General features: G+C 61.0%; 16 protein-coding genes. 2 read left to right on the top strand and 14 right to left on the bottom strand.

Going from position 1 to position 17029, the window contains the following annotated elements; translation table 11 throughout:
- Nucleotides 1-84 precede the first annotated feature (84 nt).
- From ftsA to AC1965_RS06250, 11 genes are all read right to left on the bottom strand, one after another.
- Complete coding sequence (ftsA, locus tag AC1965_RS06300) at nt 85-1419, bottom strand: cell division protein FtsA (protein WP_483886435.1); 1335 nt, start codon at nt 1417-1419, stop codon at nt 85-87.
- 30 nt (nt 1420-1449) lie between these two features.
- Nucleotides 1450-2331 (bottom strand): cell division protein FtsQ/DivIB, encoded by an 882-nt coding sequence (locus AC1965_RS06295; protein ID WP_483886434.1) that lies wholly within the window; start codon nt 2329-2331, stop codon nt 1450-1452.
- Nucleotides 2319-3200 carry a D-alanine--D-alanine ligase gene (locus tag AC1965_RS06290; RefSeq protein WP_483886433.1) on the bottom strand — a complete coding sequence of 294 codons (882 nt, stop codon included), beginning with the start codon at nt 3198-3200 and terminating at the stop codon, nt 2319-2321. Before AC1965_RS06290 ends, AC1965_RS06295 begins: the two co-directional genes overlap by 13 nt.
- A 117-nt stretch (nt 3201-3317) precedes the next feature.
- Nucleotides 3318-4265 (bottom strand): UDP-N-acetylmuramate dehydrogenase, encoded by a 948-nt coding sequence (gene murB / locus AC1965_RS06285; RefSeq protein WP_483886432.1) that lies wholly within the window; start codon nt 4263-4265, stop codon nt 3318-3320.
- A gap of 31 nt (nt 4266-4296) precedes the next feature.
- Complete coding sequence (locus AC1965_RS06280; protein ID WP_483886431.1) at nt 4297-4590, bottom strand: hypothetical protein; 294 nt, start codon at nt 4588-4590, stop codon at nt 4297-4299.
- On the bottom strand, nt 4587-4853 hold the full coding sequence (locus AC1965_RS06275; protein ID WP_483886430.1) for a DUF2484 family protein: 267 nt from the start codon (nt 4851-4853) through the stop codon (nt 4587-4589). Before AC1965_RS06275 ends, AC1965_RS06280 begins: the two co-directional genes overlap by 4 nt.
- Nucleotides 4850-5101, bottom strand: a complete 252-nt coding sequence (locus AC1965_RS06270) for a DUF2484 family protein (protein WP_483886429.1) — start codon at nt 5099-5101, stop codon at nt 4850-4852. Before AC1965_RS06270 ends, AC1965_RS06275 begins: the two co-directional genes overlap by 4 nt.
- Nucleotides 5098-6516 carry a UDP-N-acetylmuramate--L-alanine ligase gene (murC, locus tag AC1965_RS06265; protein ID WP_483886428.1) on the bottom strand — a complete coding sequence of 473 codons (1419 nt, stop codon included), beginning with the start codon at nt 6514-6516 and terminating at the stop codon, nt 5098-5100. The genes AC1965_RS06270 and murC overlap by 4 nt, the downstream gene beginning before the upstream one ends.
- Complete coding sequence (locus AC1965_RS06260; protein WP_483886427.1) at nt 6513-7613, bottom strand: UDP-N-acetylglucosamine--N-acetylmuramyl-(pentapeptide) pyrophosphoryl-undecaprenol N-acetylglucosamine transferase; 1101 nt, start codon at nt 7611-7613, stop codon at nt 6513-6515. The genes murC and AC1965_RS06260 overlap by 4 nt, the downstream gene beginning before the upstream one ends.
- The gene (gene ftsW / locus AC1965_RS06255) at nt 7610-8779 is read right to left on the bottom strand and encodes a putative lipid II flippase FtsW (RefSeq protein ID WP_483886426.1); all 1170 of its coding nucleotides are present in this window, start codon (nt 8777-8779) and stop codon (nt 7610-7612) included. Before ftsW ends, AC1965_RS06260 begins: the two co-directional genes overlap by 4 nt.
- A 145-nt stretch (nt 8780-8924) precedes the next feature.
- On the bottom strand, nt 8925-9452 hold the full coding sequence (locus tag AC1965_RS06250) for a peroxiredoxin-like family protein (protein ID WP_483886425.1): 528 nt from the start codon (nt 9450-9452) through the stop codon (nt 8925-8927).
- Nucleotides 9453-9564: 112 nt separating this feature from the next.
- On the opposite strand from AC1965_RS06250, the gene AC1965_RS06245 reads away from it, so the two are divergent.
- Nucleotides 9565-10740 (top strand): BaiN/RdsA family NAD(P)/FAD-dependent oxidoreductase, encoded by a 1176-nt coding sequence (locus AC1965_RS06245; protein WP_483886424.1) that lies wholly within the window; start codon nt 9565-9567, stop codon nt 10738-10740.
- A gap of 67 nt (nt 10741-10807) precedes the next feature.
- Here the strand turns inward: AC1965_RS06245 and AC1965_RS06240 are convergent, their stop codons facing one another.
- Nucleotides 10808-13267: a methyl-accepting chemotaxis protein gene (locus tag AC1965_RS06240; protein ID WP_483886423.1), complete on the bottom strand. Its 2460-nt coding sequence runs from the start codon at nt 13265-13267 to the stop codon at nt 10808-10810.
- 174 nt (nt 13268-13441) lie between these two features.
- On the bottom strand, nt 13442-14842 hold the full coding sequence (murD, locus tag AC1965_RS06235; RefSeq protein ID WP_483886422.1) for a UDP-N-acetylmuramoyl-L-alanine--D-glutamate ligase: 1401 nt from the start codon (nt 14840-14842) through the stop codon (nt 13442-13444).
- An 85-nt stretch (nt 14843-14927) separates the two neighbouring features.
- Here murD and AC1965_RS06230 point away from each other — a divergent pair, with 85 nt between their 5' ends.
- On the top strand, nt 14928-15839 hold the full coding sequence (locus AC1965_RS06230; protein WP_483886421.1) for a glutaminase: 912 nt from the start codon (nt 14928-14930) through the stop codon (nt 15837-15839).
- Nucleotides 15840-15925: 86 nt separating this feature from the next.
- Here the strand turns inward: AC1965_RS06230 and mraY are convergent, their stop codons facing one another.
- Nucleotides 15926-17008: a phospho-N-acetylmuramoyl-pentapeptide-transferase gene (gene mraY / locus AC1965_RS06225; RefSeq protein WP_483886420.1), complete on the bottom strand. Its 1083-nt coding sequence runs from the start codon at nt 17006-17008 to the stop codon at nt 15926-15928.
- Nucleotides 17009-17029: the final 21 nt, after the last annotated feature.

Here is a 17029-nt window from a genome sequence, read left to right as displayed (position 1 = left end):
CTAAAAAACATCATTTTGCCGCTAAATATGGGCAAATTCTTGCTGGTTTAGCCCGTATATCGGGTCTGACACCCGATATTGGGGTCACCAGTTGTCTCGAAACCATTTTACCGCCCTTTTGAGCGATCTGGATGGGTAACGGTCAGCGGGAATGTCAAAGTCCCACCATTCGTCCTGTGGATGCGCCGCAAAGAGCGCGAGGCCGACAGCGGAGGCAAAGCTGGGGCCGGTGGCGGCCTGCGGCAGGCCATGTACGCGCAAGGGGCGCCCGAGGCGTACCTGCTGGCCCAGTATCTTGCTTGCCAGCCCGTCGAGACCGGGGATCTGACTGCCCCCGCCCGTCAATACAATCTGCTGGCTCGGCAGGTGGTCAAATCCCGCGGCATCCAGCCGAACCCGGACCTCTTCAAGGATTTCCTCGACGCGGGGCCGCATGATGCCAATCAGCTCAGCGCGGCTGGCGGTGCGGCGGTCGTGTTCATAGTCGCCCGTGTCGCCGCCGATCTCGATCATTTCACGATCATCCATCCCGGTGGCATGCACGCCGCCGTAAAATGTCTTGATCCGTTCGGCATTGGCGGTGGGCACCTGCAACCCCATCGAGATGTCGGATGTGACGTGATCCCCGCCCATGCGCACGGTGTCGGCGTAGATCATGTGTTTCTTGATAAAGATCGAAATGCCCGTGGTGCCGCCGCCCAGATCAATACAGGCCGCGCCCAGTTCCTGTTCGTCCTCGACCAGCGCGGAAATCCCCGACGCATAAGAAGACGACGCAATGCCCGCCAGCTCCAGATCACAGCGTTTGATGCAATGCGCCAGGTGCTGCACCGTGTCGGCATCAACGGTCAGCATGTGCATGTCCACCGACAGGCTGTTGCCCAACTGGCCACGCGGATCAGCAAGGCCAGAGCGGTGATCGAGCGCAAAATTCACCGGCTGGGCGTGCAAGACTTCGCGGCCCTCGCCGTATTCCGGTACGTCGCAGCCCGCCAGCACCCGCGCCACGTCCTGTTCAGAGACAACCTGTCCTTCCAGTTCGACCTGCGCATCCAGGCCATAACTGCGCGGCTCGCCGCCCGAGAAACAGGCGATAACATGATCGACCCGGATACCGGCCATCTTTTGCGCCGCTTGCAGCGCGGTTCGAATGGCGCGTTCGGTTTCGCCCATGGCGCAGATCTCGCCAAAGCGGACACCGCGCGACCGTGTGGTGGCGGCTCCGATGACGCGGAATCCCGATTGACCGGCCAGCGATCCGATTTCGCCATCGTCGCCATCATGGGTCAGCCCATCAAAGCGCAGGACGAGGCAAGCAATCTTTGAACTGCCCACGTCCAGAATGGCGACCACACCGCGCTGCATTGCCAGCTTGCGCATGTGACGCATCGATCTTTGGCTGTCGTATAAATCCATCATCTCGTTACTGTCCCAATTCCGCCGGCCTATTCACTGGCCTGAAAGCTGCCTGATGTGCCACCATTCGCGGGTGGCCTCTTCGTTCATTCGCACGGTTGGGCGTGATGCCAACCGCATATCAACCCGCGCCACGTCGCGGGTCAAAACCTCTTGCGCGCCTTCCAGCGCGATCACCCGTTCCAGTGCCTGCAATGCCCCCTGTTCGGGCAGCAGAATGCGCTGGTCACGGTCGAGAACCACATCCCAGCGGCGTTCGCCCATCCGCACCAGCCCGCGCAGGCGCCCGCCCAGAACACTGGCCGTCGCAATGAGGCTCAGCGCTTCGGGTACATGCAGTGTTGCCCCCTGCCCCGCGATCAGCGGCAGATCGCCAAATTCGGTACGCGCGCCAATGTCCGCGACATGCGCGCCGACTTCGTCCACCAGCGTCAGACCGTCGTCGCTGCGCCAGACAACCACGGGGATGCGCGGGGTGACATCGACCTGCAACACACCACCTGGGCGGATGCGGATATTGGCCTGTTTCACACCATGCAGCGCGGTAATCTTGGCCCGGATATCGGGCAAATCCAGATCGAAGGAACTGATCGGGAACTCCAGCGGTACCGCCGTGCGGATATCACCCGCAAGCGCGCCATCTGCCCCGTCAATCGCCATCAGCTTGACCATGAACTCGGGCCGTTCCTCGATGCTGGCACGGGTGTCGGCCACCGCTTGCGTGATAGCAGTCCTGCGGCCCTCGTCCGCGAGGTAGATCGTGCCCACCAACAAGGTCAACGAAAACGGCGCCGCAACCCGCAAGGCAAAGCGAAAGCCCGGCGTCAGCATCAAGCGCTGCATCCGCCACGCCCAACGCGACGGTGCCGGATCAATCTTGGCGGTGCTGGGGCTGCGGCGGATCAGCGATCGCATGACGCATCCTCCACCATCCAGGCACACAGATCGGGAAAGCTGATACCGCAATGCATACCCTGTTCGGGCGTCAGCGATGTGGCGGTCATGCCGGGCTGGGTGTTGGTCTCAAGCAGGATCAATCCCGCCGCACCCCGGCTTTCGTCCCAGCGAAAATCGGTGCGGCTGATACCGCGGCACCCCAGCGCGTCATGGGCCCGCTTGGCATAGTCCATGCACAGCTGGAAAATCTCGTCCGGCAGGTCCGCAGGCAACACATGACGTGACCCGCCGGGCTTGTACTTGGCATCGTAATCATACCAGCCGGTCGTGAGGATATCGGTCACCGTCAGCGCGCGGTCGCCCACCACCGTGGTGGTCAATTCCCGCCCCGGCGCAAAGGTTTCGACCATCACATACGCTGGCATGTCATCTGACAACTGCGGCGGACCGTTGTTTTCCGCCCCTACCAAATAGACCCCGACGGAAGACCCTTCATTGTTCGGCTTGACCACATAGGGCGGGGCCATGACATGGTCGGCCATCACATCGGCCTTGGCGCAGATCACGCTTTCCAACACGGGAAGACCTGCGTTGCGGAACACACCCTTGCTGCGCTGCTTGTCCATCGCAAGTGCGGAGGCCAGAACGCCGGAATGGCTGTAAGGGATCGCCAACCATTCAAGCAGGCCCTGAACGCAGCCGTCCTCGCCCCAGCGCCCATGCAGGCAATTCAGAACGGCATCAGGTTTCATATTCTGTAAAACGTCACAAAGGTCGCGGCCTGCATCGACCTCGACCACCTTGTATCCGCCATGTTCCCGCAATGCGGCGGCGCATGCGCGCCCGCTGGACAGAGACACCTCGCGCTCAGCCGAGGGGCCACCCATCAATACCGCCACTGTCGGGGTGTGTCTGCTCGACGTACCCACCGGAGTGCCTCTTTGCCTCGGGCCTTTGTGGCCCCTGTTATTTTTGCCGTTTGTCGTTTTTGGCCGCTGTGCGGCTTATGCCTCAGGCACCGGATCGCCCAATTTCTCACCGATGCGCTTGATTTCCCATTCTAGCCTTATACCGCTTGAATCGTAAACCTTTTTTCGCACCTCTTCACCCAATGTTTCCAAATCATCCGCCGTCGCCGCGCCGGTGTTGATCAGAAAGTTGGAATGTTTCGGGCTCATCTGCGCGCCGCCCCGTGTGGCGCCGCGCATGCCTGCGTCGTCGATCACCTTCCAGGCTTTCAGGTCATGCACATCGTCGTCCTTTCCGGTGCTGGAGAAACCAGCCGGATTGCGAAAGGTACTGCCGGCGCTGCGGTCCTTGGTCGGCTGTGTCTCGTCCCGCTTGGCCAGTTGCGCTTCCATCCGCTCGTGCAACGCCGCAGGCGCGCCTTGGGGCGCCAAGAATGTGGCCGAGACGATAATGGCACCATCAGCCAAGTCGCTCTGACGATAGGAAAAATTCAGATCATCAGCGGTCAGGGTTATCACCTCGCCACTGCGCGTAACGGCCTGTGCGCTCACGAAATGATCCGCAGTATAGCTGCCATAGCAGCCGGCATTCATCCGCACCGCGCCGCCGATGCTGCCCGGAATGGTGCGCAGGAATGTCAGGTCCAGCCCCGCATCCGCCGCGCGGCGTGCCACATGCGCATCCAGCGCCGCCGCCCCGGCGGTCACGCGGTCGCCTGAAATCTCGATCCCGTTAAACCCACGCCCCAGCCGAATTACGACGGCACGCAGCCCGCCATCCCGAACGATCAGGTTGCTGCCGACCCCCATGGGGAAAACCGCCACCTGCGGCGGTAACTGGCGCATAAGGGTGCAAAGATCGTCCAGATCGGTCGGCTGAAAAAGGTAATCGGCAGGCCCACCCACACGCAGCCATGTTAGATCACGCAGCGGGCGCATCGGCGTCAGCTTGCCACGCAGGTCGGGAATATCGAGTGTTATCATACCATCCGACTAGTGACATTTTCGGCTGTGGTCAAACCGTGTTGTCATCCACCTGACTGTCGCGCCAGCGCCGCATAAAGCGCCCGATCAGCCATCCCACGCCAAACCCACCCACGCCGTACAGGATCAACGACACCTGCGCGACCAACGCATAGGGTTCAAACACCCGCGCGTCCAATCCAAGGACCATCCAGGCCGCATTCAATGCCAGCCCCACCAGCAGAACACCAAAGAATGCCAGCGCCCGCGCGCGGAACCCGCACCAGCCGCATACCAGCATCCAAAACGCGAAAACCGCCAACAGCGCCACCAGCGTAAGCGTCACTCAGCCGGGCCCTTGATCTGCCCCGCGCTTCGACGCAGCCAGCGGCCGAGGTAAATCACCGGCCAACGCAAGACCGAACAGCCCGCCGCAAGCACCAACAGCCCCAGCCACGGCCCATGCTGTACCGTGACATAGCCCAGGATCGGAATGCCGACGGCAATCAGGATATAGGCGTTGCGCCAGTGAAAATCCTTGCTGGGCGTCATGGCAAGGATATTGGCTATGACCGCCCAAAGGCAGGCCAGCGTGATCGAAATGCTCATTTAGGCACCTGTGGCTTTTGTCCGCGCAGCCGCGCCCAAATATAGCGCAGCGGGTTGCGGAACATGGACACAAAGGCAGCCAGCGCCAGCAACGCCAACAGCCACGAATGGTTGATCCCGATCATCACAATCAGAACCGGCGCCGCCAGCAGCAGCACCACCCCAGGAACATATTGCTGCCGCATCGGCAACATTGCGACAGTCACGGCCAGAAACACCCAGAGGATGGATGCCCAGACCAGCGTCACGCGGCGGCCTCTTTCAGCGCCTGCAACGCAGCAGGCAACCCATTTGCCCAGGCGCTGATCGTACCGGCCCCAAGGCAGACAACCATATCACCGGGGCGCGCCTGTTCGCGCACCAGCCGTGCCAGATCATCGGCATCGGTGACCGGGCGGGCATGGCGGTGGCCATGCTGGATCAGCCCGGCGACCAACCCATCACGGTCAGCACCGGCAATCGGGTCTTCGCCTGCGGAATAGACGTCGGCAATGCCCACGACATCAGCGTCGTTGAAACAGGCGCAGAACTCGTCGAAATGGTGGTGCAGACGGCTGTAGCGGTGCGGCTGGTGCACCGCGATTACGCGGCCTTGCGTCGCCTGACGCGCCGCTTTCAGCACGGCGGTGATTTCGACCGGGTGGTGACCGTAATCATCAATGATGGTCACCCCGTCCACTTCGCCCACTTTGGTAAAGCGGCGGTTGACCCCGCCAAAGGCCGCCAGCGCGGTGCGGATTTCGTCAATCTTCATGCCCAGGTGCCGCGAGACCGCGACAGCCGCCAGCGCGTTGGACACGTTGTGATCCCCCGGCATCGGCAGTGAACAGCCCTCAATCACCTTATCCTCGGCTTGTAGGTGGATGTCGAAATGCGCCACCCCCGCTTCGTAATGCAAGTTGCGCGCGCGCACATCAGCCTGGGCATTGAACCCATAGGTCACGACGCGGCGGTCGGTAATCTTGCCCACCAACGCCTGCACCTCGGCGTGATCGGTGCAGCAAACCGCCAATCCGTAAAATGGAATGTTCGACACGAAATCAACAAAGCCTTGGCGCAGGGTGTCAAAGTCGCCCCAGTGCTCCATATGCTCCGGGTCGATATTGGTGACGATCGCGATGGTGGCGGGCAGACGGTTAAAGGTGCCGTCGCTCTCGTCGGCCTCAACCACCATCCATTCGCCCTGCCCCATGCGCGCGTTGGAGCCATAGGCGTGAATGATCCCGCCGTTGATCACCGTGGGGTCAATGCCACCGGCCACCAGCAACTCCGCCACCAGTGTTGTGGTGGTTGTCTTGCCATGGGTGCCCGCCACCGCAATGTTGGATTTCAAACGCATCAGTTCGGCCAGCATCTCGGCCCGGCGCACAATCGGCAGCCCGGCGCGGCGCGCGGCGTCCAATTCAGCATTGCCCGGTTTGATGGCCGAAGAGATAACGACAACCTCGGCGTTTTCGATGTTCTCGGCGGCCTGCCCCTCAAAGATCGTGGCCCCAAGTTCGGCCAGACGGTCAGTAATCTTCGTCGCCTTGAGGTCGGACCCCTGCACCCGGTAGCCGTGGTTCAGCAGGACTTCGGCAATGCCCGACATGCCAATGCCACCAATGCCGACGAAATGGATCGGGCCAACGTCGGTCGGCAGTTTCGTGGCAGCAGCATTCATGTGTGTTTTCCTTGTTCGCCCAGTTCTTGCACCATATCGGCCAGCGTCTGCGCAGCTTCTGGTTTGCCGACAGATAGAGCAGCATTTGCCATCAACAACGCCCCCTTTGAGTGTTCCAGCACCGACATGATCTGTTCTGTCAGGCTTTCGGGTGTCGCGGCCGCCTCTGGCACCATGATCGCCGCCCCGGCATCCACCAGCCCGCGCGCGTTGGCGCTTTGGTGGTCGCCTGCGGCTGCGGCAAAGGGGATCAGGATCGAGGGCCGCCCGATCACCGACAGGTCGGCCACGCTCGAGGCACCCGCCCGGCTGATCACCAGTTGCGCCTCGGACATGCGGCGCGGCACATCGTCAAAGAAGGGCTGCACATCGGCGTCGATCCCGGCCTCGGCGTAAAAATCCGCCACGCGCTGACCGTCTTCGTCCCGCGCTTGGTGACTGACACGAATGTTGCGCAGCATCTCCATCGGCAAGGCGGCCAGTGCGGGGGGCACCAGATCGCTCAGGATGCGCGCGCCTTGACTGCCGCCCATCACCAGAATTTCCATCGGATAATCACCGGGGGGGATATACCCCGCCCCTGCCCGGTCCAGCACGGCGGCACGCACCGGGTTGCCCACATGCACGCCCGTCACACCCTCGGGCAATGTCGTGGGCCAAGTGCCACAGGCCACCGCATCCACGCGGTTGGCAAAGACCTCGTTCACGCGGCCCAGCACACCGTTCTGTTCATGGATCATCCGCGGCAGCCGCAAGGCCCAGGCCGCCCCCAAAGCAGGAATCGACGGATACCCACCAAAGCCCACAACGACCGTTGGCCGGTCGCGCAGCATCCGCCAGCCAGCGCCCAGCACGCCTGACGCAATACGAAACGGCACCATCGCCTTGGCCGCCAACCCGCCGCGGGCAAAGGTGGCACTGCTGATATGATTGATCTCGACCGCCTGCGGAAAACCGCCGGTATAGCGTGCGCCGCGTGCATCTGTGCTCAGCTTGACGCGCCATCCGCGCGCCAGCATGACCTCGGCCAAGGCCTGCGCAGGGAACATATGACCCCCGGTGCCGCCTGCGGCGATGATCAATAGCGGTGCTGTCACCGCGCCCGGCCCCGGCCCAGAATATCGCTGATTTCACCCTGTGGCCGCGTGCGGGTAAAGGCCAGCAACATGCCAACGGCGATGCCACTGGCGATCACCGACGACCCACCATAGCTGACAAACGGCAGGGTCATGCCCTTGGCCGGCAGCAGCCGCACGGCCACGCCCATGTTGATCATTGCCTGCACTCCGAATGTACATGCCAGCCCGGTACCGGCCAGCCGGATGAAAGGATCACGTTCACGCACCAGCCGCAGCAGCGACCGGACCGCGACCACAGTATAAAGCCCGATGATGCACATCACCAGAACCAGACCGTATTCCTCGGCGGCAACGGCAATGATGAAATCGGTATGCGCATCGGGCAGCGACCATTTCACCTCGCCCTCGCCGACGCCGACACCAAAAAGCCCGCCCTCGCGGATCGCGTTGGTGGCATAGCCAAGCTGCGTGGTCGGGTCGACATCGACGCTTAGGAAACCATCAATACGGCGCGCAAAGTGTTCCGAATTCGAATAGGCGACCGTACCTGCCAGCACAACCAGCCCCGCCATGCCGACCAACAGCACGATCGGCGCACCGGCAACAAAATACATCACGCCCCAGCCGAACAACACCAGACAGGCCTGACCAAAGTCAGGTTGCATCGCCAGCATCAGCACAATCGCGATGCACAGCGCAAAAGACCATGTTTTACCCGGAGGTCCGTTGATTTCAAGGGCCGCGGCCATCATCCAAGCCGCCACGACGACAAAACCGGGTTTGAGAAATTCGGACGGCTGGAACGAAGCAAAGCCAAGCGAATACCAGCGCATCGCACCCTTGCCAAAATCCGTGCCAAAAAACGGCAGGAATACCAGCGCAACAAAGGACAGCACAAACCCCAGCACCGCCAGGCGCCGCACCACCGTGGGCGACATCATCGAGGTCAGCAGCATCGCGACCATCGCCATACCGCCAAAAAATGCCTGCCGATGCACATAGTGGAACGGATCAAACCCGTTTTTAGCTGCCAAGGGGGGCGACGCCGCCAACCCGAGCAACATGCCAACGGCAAACAGCATCAGGATGCAGGACAATGTCCAGCGATCCACCGTGCGCCACCATTTTGGAAGGATCGGTTCGCCATCCCGTACCGGAACGGCACCATAGACCATCTCTGTCATGGGTATCTGCCTTGCACTGCCTCAAAAATCCCGTTTCCGGGCGCCCCTTTTCGGGGTCTCAAATCGCATGATAGCTTGATTTTCATGGGCAGGCTAGTGCATTTCCACCGAGGCGTGCACGGCCCCGGTGGCGCTGCGCGGGCGCTTAGGCAGCCTTGTGGGTGCCACGCACCGGATAGTCCTTATCGCGCACAAAGGTGATACCCTTGAGCAGCCCATTCAGGTCCGGCCGCGCAAAAGGCGCATTCGAGATGTCGACGATCTGAATATTACCCTCTGCATTGATGACAAAAACGCCGGGCTCGGCAAAGGGCCGGTCGGTTTCCTGCGGGCTGCGCGGGTCGGAAATATAAAGCCCCAGCGCCGCCATCTGCTCCAGCGACAGGTCATAGCCGATCGGAAGGCTCAGTTCCTTTTCATCCGCCATCGACTGCGCCTTGGCTTCGGGATCGCCTGACACGGCAACGATATCAACGCCGATGGCATGAAAATCATCACGCAGATCTTGCAGCGCGCTTAGGTAGGTCTTGCAAATCGGGCAATGCAAGCCGCGGTATACGACGACCAACTGCCAATCGTGCCCGCCCTGCGGCGCGCCAAGGGTCAGCGTGCCGCCGCCCAGTTTCGATACGTCCTGTTTTGGAAATGTGGTGCCTGCTGTCAGGTGGCTCATGGTCTACTCCTCTTGGATTTATCGGTTACCACCCACCTAATCGCCTTGCCCCCTGCGACAACGCTCCTCACATCTTCTTGACCGCGCCGCGCCCTTCGGGCAGAGCCGCAGCATGCAGTTTGACACAGCAATCATAGGCGGGGGTGCCGCGGGCATGATGTGCGCCGCACATGCGGGCGGGCGCGTGATAGTGGTCGACCATGCCAAGGCGCCGGGCGAAAAAATTCGGATTTCCGGCGGCGGTCGGTGCAATTTCACCAATCTGCACTGCGCCCCCGAAGCGTTCCTCAGCCAGAACCCTCATTTCGCCAAATCCGCCCTTGCCCGCTATACCCAGTGGGATTTCATTGATCTAATCGGTCGCCATGGCATTGGCTGGCATGAAAAAACCCTCGGCCAGTTGTTCTGCGATAACAGCGCCAAGGAGATCGTGGCGATGCTGCGCGCGATGATGCAGCAGGCGGGGGTCACCCTCCATTTGCAAAGCAGTGCAAGCAACTTTGCAAAGAACAACAATCTGTTTACCTTTGACCTGAAGACACCCGAAAAGACGTTGCAAATCTCCGCCCGCAACCTGGTCATCGCCAGTGGCGGCAAATCCATCCCCAAGATGGGTGCCACCGGATTGGCCTATGATATCGCGCGGCATTTCGATCTGCCGGTCACGGCCACGCGTGCCGCACTTGTGCCTTTCACCTTTGCCGAAAGCCGTTTCGCCCCTCTGGCAGGTGTTGCCACCCCGGCCGCCGTTACCGCCGGTGAAGCCACATTCACCGAGGCGCTGCTTTTCACCCATCGCGGGCTGTCGGGGCCTGCTGTGCTGCAGGCGTCCTCTTATTGGCGCGACGGCGATGCGATCAGGGTCAATATTGCACCCCAGGGCGATCTTCTGGCCGCGCTGCGCGCGCAGCGCCAGCAATCGGGCCGACGCAACCTGACCACCATCCTCGCACAACATCTGCCCGCGCGGCTGGTCGATCATCTGGCCACGCAAATGGACCTGACAGGCAACCTCGCCGATTGGTCCGACGCGCGGCTATCCGCATTGGTGGATCATTTGAAGGATTGGGTGCTGCACCCCAGCGGGACCGAAGGCTACCGCACCGCTGAAGTCACCCTTGGCGGGGTGGATACCGATGCGCTGTCGTCCAAATCCATGGTGTCCAAATCGGTGCCGGGCCTGTATTTCATCGGTGAAGCGGTTGATGTTACCGGCTGGTTGGGGGGCTACAACTTTCAGTGGGCGTGGTCATCCGCCATGGCCGCCGCCCGAGCGATCGCCGGCTAGAAATACCCTGGCACATTGCGCGCCCGACTGACCGGCGCGCGCATTGGTCATCGCAAATGTCGGCAGCTTACGCGGCTTGCGCTGGCGCCGATGTATCCGTCGGTGCATCTGCAGCCAGTTGACCTGCCAGTTGACCTGCGTCGCCGACCTCAAATGTTCCGACCGCACTCATCAACGCCTCAATTTCATGTTCCATCTGCTTGGTCACTGCCGTGCTCTCTTCGAACATCGCTGCATTGTGTTGGGTGGAGCTGTCCAGCGTCGTGACGGCGGTGGTGATTTCCGCAATACCGCTCAGCTGCTCTGAACTGGCGACGGCCAGATCGTCAACCTGCTGCGCAACCTGGCGCACCGAGGTCCCAATCGTTTCAAGCACGCGCATACTATCTTCTGAATAGGCCACGCCTTTTCCAACTCGGGTTCCACTCTCTGAAATGAGCACGGCAATCTCCCGGGCAGCATCCGCCGACCGCGCGGCAAGCTCACGCACTTCGTTTGCCACCACGGCAAAGCCACGCCCGGCCTCACCCGCGCGCGCCGCCTCAACGCCAGCGTTCAACGCCAGAAGATTGGTCTGGAATGCGATCCCGTCTATCAAATCGACAATCTTGGATATTTCCACCGAGCTCTCTTGGATCTTTTCCATAGCAGACATGGTTTGCTGCACTTTCTCGATGCCGCTCTGCGCGCAGGTGACAACTTCTGCAACTTCGGTTTTGGCGACCTGCGCCGATTCGCTGGCGCTGCGCACCGACTGCTCCATTTCCGTCAGCGCGGCCGATGTTTCCTCCAGCGCCACGGCATTGCCTTCTGTACGACGCGACAGGCTCACCGCGCTTGCCGCTATCTCTTTCATCAGGGTGCCGGAGATTTCCCCACCATCGCGTATCGTGATGATGACCTTCGTCAGGCTGTCCATCGTCACGTTCACATCATTGGCAATACTCTCAAACGTGCCTTTCGCCTTCATGTCCAGACGATAAGTCAGATCGCCCCGCGCCAGCGCCATCATGGCCTCAGATATCTGGCGCAGACCATTTTCGGTCACTTCACCAATCTGATTAACGCCCTTGCACAGCTCGGCAAAGATGCCCTGCTTACCGTCAAGATCCAGCCGCCGCGAGAATTCCCCCGCTGCGCAGGCTTCGACGACTTCAGATATTTCTGCTGCGATGCGCGCCTCTTTATCACGTTGCTCCGACTGGGCCAGTTGGTCTGCCTCGTCGCTTTCCCGCTTTTCTTTCCGCTTCGCCTCCAAGGCATTGTGCCGCTCTTTTTCGGCGTCGCGTTCGCGTTTTGCCGCGGCTTCAGTCGCCACCTTCAGATCATCCATCTCGATCAACTTGGTCTTGATGTAAACGACACTGGTCGCCACCGCGCCAATCTCATCCTGGCGGTTTTGATAGTCCACCTCAGCGTCACGGTTCCCATCCACCAGGTTTCTGAGCGTTGCAGACAGGATCGTTATCGGCCGTGAAATAGATCGCCCGAGCAAAGCTGCCGCCAGCGCCGCCAGCATCAGGCACCCCAGGGACATCGCAATGACTGTGTTGCGCAACCGCGCCAATGGCGAAAACGCCAGCGCCCTGTCCAGCTCCACGACAAAGGCCCAATGAGTCCCCAGAAAATGCAGCGGCGCAGCCGATTGCAGATAGTTTACACCGCCGCGCTCCGTGGTGGCGACGGCTTCTGTCCCAGACAGCGCCGCCTTTGCAGCCGGGCTATGAATGATCTGATTAAGTATCGCGTCATCGCCAAACCGGGCATCGTTGTTGCGCAGCAGATCATCGGCCCCCACCACCATTGCAAATTCGCCTTCGCCCATGTCGCCAACAAGGACATCTAGCCGGTCAATAGGCATTTGGAACGCAATGACACCCAGGAACACGCCGTCCGGTGACATCACTTTCTTGGCGATAAAACTGGCCGGTGCGCCAGCACTGGGCGCATAGGACGCGAAATCGACAAACGTAGGCGCGCCGTTCTTCTCATCACGCGCCGCACGAAACACCTGTCCCAACCCGGAATCCGCATAGTCGCCGTTGGCAAGATTTGTCGCGAAATCCAGCTCTTTATAGACGGAATATACAATATTCCCCCGCGTATCGATCAGGAAAACGTCGTAATAGCCCCGCGTATCTTTCAGGGATTTGAAATAGGCGTGGTAGGTCTTGTGGACCCGCGAATATCTACTGGAATCCGCACCTGCGTCTAACCGATCTTTTTCACCAAGCGGATGGGGGTTGTCCGAAATATAGCTTTTTTGCAGCTGCGCCTTCTTGTCGCCCTGCAGGGCATCCCAAGCCGACGCAAACGTGTTCAGCGCAGTGGCGGTAGAGGGCAGATCGGACCAAAGCGAAAGTTCCTGCTGAATGCTATCAAGGTATTTTTCAAACCCCGCCATTGCCGCATCACGTTCGCTATTCAGGCGGTTCACGATCATTTCATTCAACGTCCCGCGCTGCAAAATGTAAACTGACAGTGAAACGGCAAGCGTCGAGGCCGCGACAAGACCCGCGATCATCATGAATATTCTTTGGCTTAGTTTCACAGGCAGATCCTTGTGCAAAAACCGTTTGCACAACTCACCTAGGCAAAATTCGTGAGAATATGGTTAAGTCATACCCGCCTTGGGTTAGGTCGTCTCATCCTGCGACCAAACCGCGCCTTTCCTGATCGTCGCGCCGCCCGCGCCAGGCGCTCAAGGCGCAGATAGTTTCTCCACCTGTTTGATGAAATCCTCGCCGCGCCGCTCGAAATTGTCGTACTGATCAAAACTCGCCGCCGCCGGGGCCAACAGCACCACGTCACCTGCCTCGGCCTCCTGTGCCGCGCGCGCCACCGCCTCGGCCATTGTGGTGCAGACCACTGCCTCGACGTGTAACTGCATGGCAAATTGCGCCGCCTCGCGCCCGATCACATAGGCCTTGCGCACCGACAATTGCGCCTTGGCCAACCCGTCCAGCCCGCCCTCTTTTTCCAGCCCGCCACAGATCCAGCGGATCTTGTCAAATGCCGCGAGTGCTTTCGCGGCACTGTCGACATTGGTGGCCTTGCTGTCGTTCACATAACGCACACCGCCCAGTTCAGCCACGGTTTGCGAGCGGTGCGGCAGCCCGCCAAAGCTGTGGAACGCGGCCTCGATCACCTTGGGCGCCAGGCCCAGCGCGCGGCAGGCAGCATAAGCGGCACAGGCATTCTGGTGGTTGTGTGCCCCCGGCAGCCCCTGAATCCCGCGCAGATCAATTGACGCCACCTGTTTGCCGCGTCGGTATTCGCTAAGGAACCCCTTACGGGCAAAGACCTGCCAGCCCGGCCCGGTCAACTTTCGCGCCGCGCTGACGCGGATCACCCGGTCGTCGGCGGCACCCTCGCTTAGCTGCCCGGCCAGAAAACGGCCTTCGTCTTCGTCCACGCCGATCACCGCGCGGTCCGGCCCGCCTTCGGCAAACAATCGGCGTTTGGCGGCAAAATAGCCGCCCTTGCCGCAATGACGGTCCAGATGATCGGGCGTCAGATTGGTGAAGACGGCCACATCCGGCGTCAGCGCCCGCGCCAAATCGGTCTGATAGCTGCTGAGTTCCAGCACCACCACCTCGCCATCCACCGCCGGGTCCATGTCCAGCACCCCGCGCCCGATGTTGCCCGCCAATTGGCAAGGTCGCCCGACATGTCTGAGGATGTGATGGATCAACGCCGATGTCGTCGACTTGCCGTTCGATCCGGTGACCGCCACGACCCGCGGCGCGGTGTCATAATTATCCCAGGCAAGGGTCGCAAAGCTTTGAAAGAACAGGCCGATGTCATTGTCCACCGGCACGCCCGCCTCCCAGGCGGCAGCGATCACCGGATTGGGCGCGGGATAAAGATGTGGGATACCGGGGCTGACGATCAGCCGCGCGACCTTATCCATCGCGCCCGACGCCTTCAGGTCCACACAGGCAAAACCTTCGACCTCGGCTTTGGCGCGTGCGGCGGGGTTGTCATCCCAGCAGATGACCTTGGCGCCGCCCGCAGCCAATGCGCGCGCGGCACTGATGCCCGACCGTCCCAATCCCAGCACCGCAACGCGCGCGCCCTCCAAGCCCTGTACTGGAATCATTGCAAAACCCCTGTTAACCCTAGCCCAAGAATGGGCGCATCCTGCGCCTATCACAAGCCAAAGGCCGCCGCCAATGCCGATGCGCATGTCCGACCTGACAACCCTTTTGCCCCAGCTTGACGCCCAGATGCGCGAGCAGGGCGAATGGGGCGAGGTCGCCGCCTATATCCCGCAACTGGCATATGTGGACCCGGCGCAATTCGGCATCGCTGTGGTCACCGCCGATGGCACCTGCCACACCGCTGGTGACTGTGATGTACCATTTTCGGTGCAATCCATTACCAAGGTTTTCACCCTCGCCATCGCGCTCGGCCGCTCCGGTGATCAGCTCTGGCAGCGCGTCGGTCGCGAACCCTCCGGCCGGGCGTTCAACTCCATCGTGCAGTTGGAACAGGAACAAGGCCGCCCCCGCAACCCATTTATCAACGCGGGTGCCATTGTCACCACAGATGAAGTCTTGGGCAACCGAGAGCCGCGCGAGGCGCTGGCTGAGATCGTGCGTTTTGTCCGCGAAGCTGCCGGGACTGACGACATTCACATCAACGATGCCGTCGCCGCCTCCGAAACCGACTTTGGCCACCGCAACTTTGCGTTGGCGCATTTTCTGGCGTCCTACGGCAACCTCAAGAACGCGCCTGAGCTGACCCTTGGCACCTATTTCCATCACTGCGCGCTGGAGATGTCGGCCCGGCAACTGGCCATGGCGGGCCGTTTTCTGGTCGAAGCGCCCGGCCTTCCCCGCCTGGTCTCGCCGGGTCGCATCCGGCGGCTGAATGCGCTGATGCTAACCTGCGGGCATTACGACGGATCGGGCGACTTTGCCTACCGCGTCGGCCTGCCGGGGAAATCAGGTGTGGGGGGCGGCATCCTTGCCATCGTGCCGGGCCGTGCCAGCATCGCGGTCTGGTCGCCCGGGCTTAACCGCTATGGCAATTCGCACAAAGGCACCGAGGCGCTGGCCATTTTGGCGCGTCAGATGGACTGGTCGATCTTCTAACTTTTTCGGGTCTTAAATACCATCGGGGGGAGACGCCGCAGGCGGCGGAGGGCAGCGCCCCCCATCCCGCCCGCGGCACGCGCCCTTTACCGCACCTTGAGCGTCGCCAGACCGATCATCGCCAGGATCAGGGAAATAATCCAGAACCGGATCACGATCTGTGGCTCGGCCCAGCCCTTTTTCTCATAGTGATGATGGATCGGCGCCATCAGAAACACCCGCTTACCGGTGCGCTTGAAATAAAGCACCTGAATGATCACGCTCAGCGCCTCGACCACAAACAAACCACCAACGATGGCCAGCACCAATTCGTGTTTGGTGGCCACCGCGATGGCCCCCAGGGCACCGCCCAGCGCCAGCGACCCGGTATCGCCCATGAACACCGCCGCCGGTGGGGCGTTGTACCAAAGAAAGCCCAAGCCCCCACCAAACAGCCCAGCGGTGAAGATCAGGATTTCACCCGTCCCCGGCACATAATGCACATCAAGATAGTCGGTGAAATCGACCCGCCCGACGGCGTAGGCGATTACACCCAGCGCCCCGGCGGCAATCATTACCGGCATGATCGCCAGCCCGTCCAACCCATCGGTCAGGTTCACGGCATTGGCAGCCCCCACGATCACGATGATCGAAAACGGCACAAACAAGATGCCAAGGTTGATCAGCGTATCTTTGAAAACCGGCAGGGCCAGCTGGTATTGCAGCCCCTCGGGATGGTATTGCGCAGCCCAGTATCCGGCGATCCCCGCAATCAGAAACCCCAGCAAAAGCCGGAGCTTACCGGACACACCATTCACATTTTGCTTGCTGACCTTGGCATAGTCATCGGCAAAGCCGATGGCGGCAAAGCTCATGGTGACAAAGAGTATCAGCCAGACAAACGGGTTATCCAACCGCGCCCAAAGCAGGGTCGATGTCAGCAATGCCCCCACAATCAGCAGCCCGCCCATGGTCGGCGTACCGGCTTTGGCGAAATGCCCTTCAGGCCCGTCCGTGCGGATCGGCTGGCCCTTGCCCTGCCGGCGGCGCAGCACCGCGATCAGCGGTTTGCCAAACAAAAACCCAAAGATCAGAGCCGTCAGAAACGCCCCACCGGCCCGAAAGGTGATGTAGCGGAACAGGTTAAAAAAATCGCCGCCATCCGACAGCAGCGTCAACCAATAGAGCATGTAAAGCGTCCTAACTCATCA

It is taken from the genome of Sulfitobacter sp. KMM 9851, from assembly GCF_057178245.1.
This window is presented reverse-complemented; position numbering and strand designations above follow the sequence as displayed.